Annotated in this window: 6 protein-coding genes and 1 rRNA gene; 6 read left to right on the forward strand and 1 reads right to left on the reverse strand. The window is 48.5% G+C overall.

The window, feature by feature from the left end; all coding sequences use genetic code 11:
* The first annotated feature begins 603 nt into the window (after nucleotides 1-603).
* Together proV and EDC32_RS15985 are read left to right on the forward strand one after the other, a co-directional pair.
* Nucleotides 604-1,800: a glycine betaine/L-proline ABC transporter ATP-binding protein ProV gene (gene proV, locus EDC32_RS15980; protein ID WP_132223949.1), complete on the forward strand. Its 1,197-nt coding sequence runs from the start codon at nucleotides 604-606 to the stop codon at nucleotides 1,798-1,800.
* Nucleotides 1,797-3,509, forward strand: a complete 1,713-nt coding sequence (locus EDC32_RS15985; protein ID WP_132223937.1) for an ABC transporter permease/substrate binding protein — start codon at nucleotides 1,797-1,799, stop codon at nucleotides 3,507-3,509. The genes proV and EDC32_RS15985 overlap by 4 nt, the downstream gene beginning before the upstream one ends.
* A gap of 47 nt (nucleotides 3,510-3,556) precedes the next feature.
* Here EDC32_RS15985 and EDC32_RS15990 read toward each other — a convergent pair whose 3' ends face one another.
* A complete protein-coding gene (locus EDC32_RS15990) occupies nucleotides 3,557-4,834 on the reverse strand; it encodes a PTS sugar transporter subunit IIC (protein WP_132223940.1) in 1,278 nt (425 codons plus the stop codon).
* Nucleotides 4,835-5,001: 167 nt separating this feature from the next.
* On the opposite strand from EDC32_RS15990, the gene EDC32_RS15995 reads away from it, so the two are divergent.
* From EDC32_RS15995 to EDC32_RS16010, 4 genes are all read left to right on the forward strand, one after another.
* Nucleotides 5,002-5,301 carry a PTS sugar transporter subunit IIB gene (locus EDC32_RS15995; RefSeq protein WP_132223943.1) on the forward strand — a complete coding sequence of 100 codons (300 nt, stop codon included), beginning with the start codon at nucleotides 5,002-5,004 and terminating at the stop codon, nucleotides 5,299-5,301.
* Between the two features lie 17 nt (nucleotides 5,302-5,318).
* Entirely contained in the window at nucleotides 5,319-5,630 is a 312-nt protein-coding gene (locus EDC32_RS16000) for a PTS lactose/cellobiose transporter subunit IIA (RefSeq protein WP_022738922.1), read from the forward strand.
* 26 nt (nucleotides 5,631-5,656) lie between these two features.
* Nucleotides 5,657-6,751, forward strand: a complete 1,095-nt coding sequence (locus tag EDC32_RS16005; RefSeq protein ID WP_132223946.1) for a DUF871 domain-containing protein — start codon at nucleotides 5,657-5,659, stop codon at nucleotides 6,749-6,751.
* A 406-nt stretch (nucleotides 6,752-7,157) separates the two neighbouring features.
* Nucleotides 7,158-7,238 (forward strand): 16S ribosomal RNA (locus EDC32_RS16010); the annotation flags it as partial.

Raw genomic sequence — 7,238 nt, forward strand, 5'->3', positions numbered from 1 at the left:
TATCCCTACCGGAAGGTGGGGATGGATCACCTCCTTTCTAAGGAGCTCTTTCTAGAGCAAACAAACGGAATCCCCGACGAGCAAAGCTCGCGGGATGTGAAGGACTAAGTGCGAAATGCACTAAGCCCTTTAACGCAGGTCACGTGACACTCACTCTTTAGTTTTCAGGGAATAATGATGAAAAGCCGCAATCGGTTAACCGATTGCGGCTTTTTTGTGTACTGTTCTAACTCTGTCTTTGGATTGGAAATCCTTTCTTGAACCGTGGATCATTGGAGCTGATCATAGAATCATCTGTGCGTATTTATTTGCATTGGCGGGCATGGTACGCGGCGGAAGAAGTGTCTTTGTAGTGTGCGTGAACGGAAAGACGAAGGAGCTTTTACGTGCTCTTGTGTCAAAGCGGGTTAGTCACATTGGTTTATCCAAGTGGTATGAAAAGATTTCATTTACAACAAGATAGTGATAGCGAGCTTGTTTTATTTTTATAAAGGAGTATTGAATATCAATCGGATGACTTCAGATTCAGAAAAGAAAATCATGTTTTCCGATGTATTTAAGAAGGGAATAAACTACGCTAAGATTGGAGGGGTGAAAAGATTGCTGAAACAAATCGAAGTGAAAAATTTAACGAAGATTTACGGTAGAGCCAGCAAAAAGGCACTCAAAATGTTATTTCAAGGAAAGGACAAGCATGAGATTCTCAAAGAGACTGGTGCAACCGTCGGCGTGAACCGCGCCAGTTTTGCGATCAACAGTGGAGAAATTTTTGTCATCATGGGCTTGTCAGGTAGTGGAAAGTCGACGCTCTTGCGTATGCTCAATCGTTTAATCGAACCGACAGCGGGTCAAGTCTTGTTGGATGGCGAAGATTTGGTTGAAATGCCAGCCGATAAATTGCGCGAAATCCGTCGTAAACGCATCGGGATGGTGTTTCAGAAGTTCGCCCTATTTCCACATCGCACTGTGATTGAGAATGTGGAATTTGGGTTGGAGATTCAGGGAATGGATGGAAAAACCCGCAGGGAAAAGGCTTGGGAAAGTTTGAAGTTGGTCGGCTTGGAGAATTATGCTGACAGTTTGCCGGACCAGCTGAGCGGGGGGATGCAACAACGGGTCGGTCTTGCGCGTGCCCTGGCGAATAATCCGGATATTCTGTTGATGGATGAAGCGTTTAGTGCACTGGATCCACTCATTCGCAAGGATATGCAGGATGAGTTGTTGGAGCTGCAACGCAATATGAATAAGACCATTATTTTTATCACCCATGACCTGGACGAAGCACTGCGAATCGGTGACCGCATCGTGTTGATGCGCGATGGTGAGGTTGTCCAGATCGGCACACCAGAGGAAATTTTGACGAATCCGGCAGATGAGTATGTGGAGCGGTTTGTTGAGGATGTAAATCTCGGCAAAGTCCTGATGGCAGAAAGCATCATGCAAAAACCTGAAGTCGTGGTGCTGGGTAAAGATGGGCCAAGGGTAGCATTGACCCGGATTCGGGATAAACGCATTCCGACATTGCTTGTGATTGATCGCAACCGAGAAGTAAAAGGCTTATTGACTGCAGACAAGGTGAAACAAGCGGTAGCGCAAAATATGAAAATCGAAGAGGTTATGATAGAAGATATTGTGAAAGTGCAAAAAGACACCCCATTGCAAGAAGTGTTGGCTTCCATGGTGCAAATGGATTTTTCTTATCCAGCCGTGGTGGTAGATGACAAGGAGCGCTTACAAGGCATTGTTGGCCGTGGCGCGTTGCTGTCGGCATTGGCTGGACAAGGAGGTGATACGGCATGAATGGCATACCCAAAATTCAGTTAGCTGAGTGGGTGGATGCGCTCATTAAATGGATGCAGGTTCATTTCGCGCCTTTTTTCGCGGTTATCCAAGGGGCGATCGAGCCGACGACTGATTTTTTCGAGCGCATATTGACGGCGTTACCCCCTTTGCCGACCATTCTCCTATTATCCCTGATCGTATGGCTGTTGAGTCGCTGGCGCATAGCGTTGTTTGCTTTGTTGGGTATGTCATTCATCCTGTATCTCGGTTTGTGGGAAGCCAGTGTACAAACCATTGCGTTGGTATTGACTTCGACGCTGTTATCGATTGTGATTGGTATTCCCCTCGGGTTGTGGGTAGGACGTAGCGATCAAGCTAAAAAAGTGATCTCGCCACTATTGGATTTTATGCAAACGATGCCTGCGTTTATCTATTTGATCCCTGCGGTGTTCTTTTTTGCCCTGGGGGCGGTTCCGGCTGTGATCGCGTCTGTCATCTTTGCAATGCCGCCCACGATTCGAATGACAGGGTTGGGCTTGCGGCAAGTATCCAGCGAGTTGAAAGAAGCGGCCGACGCGTTTGGTTCCACTCCGTGGCAACGGCTAGTAAAAGTGGAGTTGCCGCTGGCCAAATCGACGATTTTGGCAGGGATCAACCAGACGATCATGCTATCATTGTCGATGGTTGTGATCAGTTCCATGATCGGTGCGGGTGGACTAGGTGAGATCGTGTTGCAGTCGATTTCGCGATTGCAAGTTGGAAAAGGGTTTGAAGCCGGCTTGGCGATTGTGATTATCGCCATCATCCTAGACCGAATGACGCAGAATTTGGGTGAACCACGTCAGCAAGCGAAAGGGGCGACTCCGTGGGCGGGAGTCCGTAAATGGGTGTCGATTGTAGCGATTTTGGCTCTGTTGGGCTTGGGAGTGGCCTCATATGCCAAACCTGGCGGTGCCAAAGAAAAAGTGACGCTTGCTTATGTGAGTTGGGATACGGAGATTGCGAGCACCCATGTGATTAAACGCGTGCTGGAAAACCAAGGGTATGAAGTTGACATGAAGGAAACAGAAGCAGGCCCGATGTGGTCAGGAGTCGTGGCAGGCGATGTCGATGCGCATTTGGGGGCATGGTTGCCCGTGACGGGAAAAGTGTTTGTGCAAAAGTACAAAGGGCAATATGATGATCTTGGTGTCAGCTTAAAAGGAGCGCGGTTGGGTCTGGTGGTGCCTAAGTATGTGCCGGTTGACTCCATAGAAGAATTAAATGCAAACAAAGACTTATTTGGCGGCAAAATCATTGGAATCGATCCTGGCGCTGGCATCATGCAAAACACGGAAAAAGCGCTCAAGCTGTATGGACTGGACTATAGCTTGGTCAGCGGATCAGATGCGACGATGACGGCTTCGCTCGCCAAAGCGATCGAACAGAAAAAACCGATTGTTGTCGTCGGTTGGCAACCGCACTGGATCTTTGCCAAATATGATCTGAAGATCCTCAAAGATCCCAAGGGAATTTATGGTGAGGAAGAGCAGATCCACACCATCGCCCGCAAAGGTTTGAAAGAAGACATGCCAGAAGTGTACCGTATTTTGGATCAGTTTGCATGGACCAAAGAGGACATGGAATCGGTTATGCTCGACATCCGTAAAGGAAAGACACCGGATGAAGCTGCAGACGCATGGATCAAAGCGCATCCTGAGAAAGTGGCTGCTTGGACTAAAAAATAAACAAAAGCCCTGGGCTGGTTAAGCGGCCCGGGGTTTTTTTCTTTTTTTCAGGCGGATTGAGCCTGTTCCTCGGCGAGGAGTTTACGCTCATAGGCTTTAAAAAACGGCCAATAAATGACTCCTGTCAATATCAAGTTGAACAAGTGGAGGCATACGGCTTGCCAACTCCCGCCTGTAGCTAAGTATGCACCGATTGGGCCGGGAAGCGTCCATGGTACCAATAGGGAGATTTTATCGATCAAGCCGATAGAGAATGCGGCATAAGTCACTGCAGTGCAAGCCAAAGGAGCGAGAATGAACGGGATGAACATCATTGGATTCATTACCATGGGTACGCCGAAAATGATGGGTTCGTTGATGTTAAAGATGCCCGGCACGATGGAAAAACGGCCCACTTGCTTGAGATAGGAAGATTTAGAAAAAAGCATGAGCACACATAAGGACAGAGTGGCGCCGGAACCACCGATCAAAACAAACCATTGGAAAAATGGTTCCACAATCAGGTTGGGCAATTCTTTGCCAGCTACTGCCGCGGCGGCATTTTGGTCAAGCAAAGCGAACCAAATCGGATGGAAAATGGACCCGACTACGGCATCACCATGTATGCCAGCCGCCCAGAGCAACATGATGAAGAGGACCGGAACCATCGCGCCCAAAAACGTGTTTCCGGCGAATATTGCCAACGGTTGAAAGAGGCTTTGTAATAAAGCGTGTAGATCAATGGCCAGTAACACCCTGATCGTCCACATGAACAGAACAATTACCGTGGCTGGAATCAGCGCTTCAAATGACCGCGCAACTGAACGGGGCACGGATTCGGGCATGTGGATGACCCATTTTCTTTTTTTGAGAATGCGCATGGTTTCCACTGCGATGAGCATGGCGATGATTGACATGAACAATCCGGCTCCGCCCATATGTTGCAATGGCAACAGCCAGCCAAGCGTTTGGTTGGCGGGTAATTTGTCGTCGAGATTGACGGGAACGGTCGCCATAATAAACGTTGCCATGGTCAGCAACCCACCGGAAACGCCGTCCAATTGGTACGATCTGGCCAAGCTGTGGCCCATTCCGAAAGAGGCGTAAAGAGCCATTAGCCCCAATGTAAGTCGAAAGGGTACAACAATTTGTTCTTTATACGGCTCCACTGCTTTCGCCCAAGATTCGACAGGTGGATTGGCAATGATAATGAAAAAGCAACCGACGATGATTAAAGGCAGGGTCGCGATGATTCCGTCGCGTACCGCCCGGATATGACGCATTTCGGAAATGCGGGCCATTGGCGGCATTAACCGAGTCTCAATCCATTGAAGAAAGTAATGCATAGGAGCCTCCTCGCAAATATATTTTGAACATTCTGTATAATGATCTCCCTATCAGAAATATATCTCATAAATGGGTGCATTGTCCATGTGTGAATATTGTTATAATAATGTTGGCAGTATAGGAACGTTACTACATGGCCAGGCAGAAAGATCAGGGGGGAATGGATATGCGCGTGGTGATGGTTTGCTCGGGTGGAATGTCAAGTGCGATTGTGGTCAAAGCGGTCAAGGCATTGGCCGACCAAGAAGGGTTTCCTTTGGAAATCAAAGCCGTCGGAACGCACGAATTTGAAGATGAACTGGCTCGGCATGACTTGGGCTTGGTCGCACCGCAAGTAAAGCATCGTTTGGCCCAATTTGAGGAGATCGGTAAACGATTGGGAAAACCGGTGGCATTGATTCCGCCACTCGGTTATACTCCCCTTGGCGCCCCCAAAGTGTTGGAGCTGATCCGGCGATACAAATAGAGACAGGAGTGGAGAGCATGAATCATGAGCAAGAGTTGTATGAAATCATCTTGCATGCGGGAAATGCACGTGCCATCGCTTATGAAGCGTTGGATGCTGCAGAGGCGTTTGATTTCGCCAAGGCAGAAGAGCTAGCCAAGCGGGCGGAGGAGGAGCTGAACGAAGCACACAAAGCACAAACCAAGCTGATTCAAGCTGAACTGAACGGGACGGCTGGGGAGAAAACGTTGCTGATGATCCATGCTCAAGATCATTTGATGACGGCGATGAGTGAACAAAAGCTGATTGAACGCTTGATTCGGCTGGTGAAGAAGCTGAAAACACCCTAAGCGGCCAAATAAGGGAGGGTTCCTGCGTGAAAAGATGGGGAGTTTCCATTTACCCAGAACATTCCACCGTGGAACGGGATCAGGCATATTTGCGGATGGCCGCGCAACACGGTTGCAGGCGGGTGTTCACTTGCCTGCTATCGGTGGAGGCTGGGTCGACACAAGTGAAAAAGCAGTTCGCTGAACTAACTGCATGCGCCAAAGACTTGGGCATGGAGGTGATTGTCGATGTGGCCCCCCGTGTATTCCGGGCATTTGGGGCTTCGTATGAAGATTTGTCCTTTTTCCGTGAGATCGGAGTGGACGGGGTGCGCCTGGACATCGGTTTTGGTGGGCTGGAAGAATCGGTGATGACGCATAATCCGCATGGGTTGAAGATTGAACTAAACATGAGCAATGCCACCAAGTATTTGGAAAACATTTTAAGTCACCAACCCAATGTCAGCCGATTAATGGGATGCCACAATTTTTATCCGCATCGCTACACGGGCTTGTCCTATGCGCATTTTGTCCAGTGTAGCCGTATGTTTAAGGAACGCGGGATACGCACTGCTGCGTTTATCACTTCCCCTAATGCGTCGTTTGGGCCTTGGCCGGTGACAGAAGGTTTGTGTACGTTGGAAATGCATCGCGATTTGCCGCTTCATGTGCAAGCCAAGCATTTGTTTGTGACAGGGTTGATTGATGATGTGATTATCGGCGATGCTTACGCAACTGAAGCTGAATTGCGGGCGATGGGGCGTATCAATCCAGACTTGCTGTCGTTCACAGTGGAATTGGCGGATGAGGCCAGTCCGCTGGAGAGGAAAATCGTGTTGGAAGGATGCCATATCTATCGTGGGGATGTGTCAGAGTACTTGATTCGTTCGACAGCCTCCCGCATCAAATACAAAGCATATCCCCTTCCTCCCCATCGCACAGTGGAGATTGAGCGGGGAGATCTCCTGATTGACAATGAGCTGTATGGACAATATAAGGGCGAATTGCAAATTGCCTTGAAGCCCATGCATAATTCCGGCAAAACCAATGTGATAGGCCGGATCGTCCCTGAAGAGGTGTTTTTGCTGGATTATTTGAAGCCATGGGCCAAATTCACATTTACGGAAAAGATGGATGCTTGAAGTGGGCAAGGAAGCGGTGAATGTTGTTTTTGGATGGATAATAACCTTATTGGTTGCAGAGGTTCACTTGGTCATCATTGGGCGCCGACGAAATCAAAAAGAGGAGAACGTAAGCGGGTTGGCGAGTCAACCCGCTTTTGGATGCGAAGGGAGGTGAATCAGTCGAGGAAGGACATTAGAAGGCTAGCTGAGTACGGATAAATCAAGGTGAAAGACACGGTTTTAATAAAAAAGTAAATTAAAGTGTTGACATTATGTATAGAAAGGTGGTAAGATCATATTTGTCGCCGCAATAGCGGTGCAAAATAAAATGAAGCGTTCCTTGAAAACTAAAGAGTGACAACGTGACCTGTCAATTCATTGAGCATAGACTCAAACCTCAGTTTCGCACTTTGGTGTGAAACCTTTAACGGAGAGTTTGATCCTGGCTCAGGATGAACGCTGGCGGCATGCCTAATACATGCAAGTCGTGCGGGGGTCTCCGGAC

The organism is Laceyella sacchari (genome assembly GCF_004343255.1).
Taxonomy (GTDB): Bacteria; Bacillota; Bacilli; order Thermoactinomycetales; family Thermoactinomycetaceae; genus Laceyella; species Laceyella sacchari.

Excerpts from the sequence above, each read along its gene's own strand:
- EDC32_RS15985 (WP_132223937.1), top strand. The coding sequence starts at position 1,797 with ATGAATGGCATACCCAAAATTCAGTTAGCTGAGTGGGTGGATGCGCTC.
- EDC32_RS15990 (WP_132223940.1), bottom strand. The coding sequence starts at position 4,834 with ATGCATTACTTTCTTCAATGGATTGAGACTCGGTTAATGCCGCCAATG.
- EDC32_RS15995 (WP_132223943.1), top strand. The coding sequence starts at position 5,002 with ATGCGCGTGGTGATGGTTTGCTCGGGTGGAATGTCAAGTGCGATTGTG.
- EDC32_RS16000 (WP_022738922.1), top strand. The coding sequence starts at position 5,319 with ATGAATCATGAGCAAGAGTTGTATGAAATCATCTTGCATGCGGGAAAT.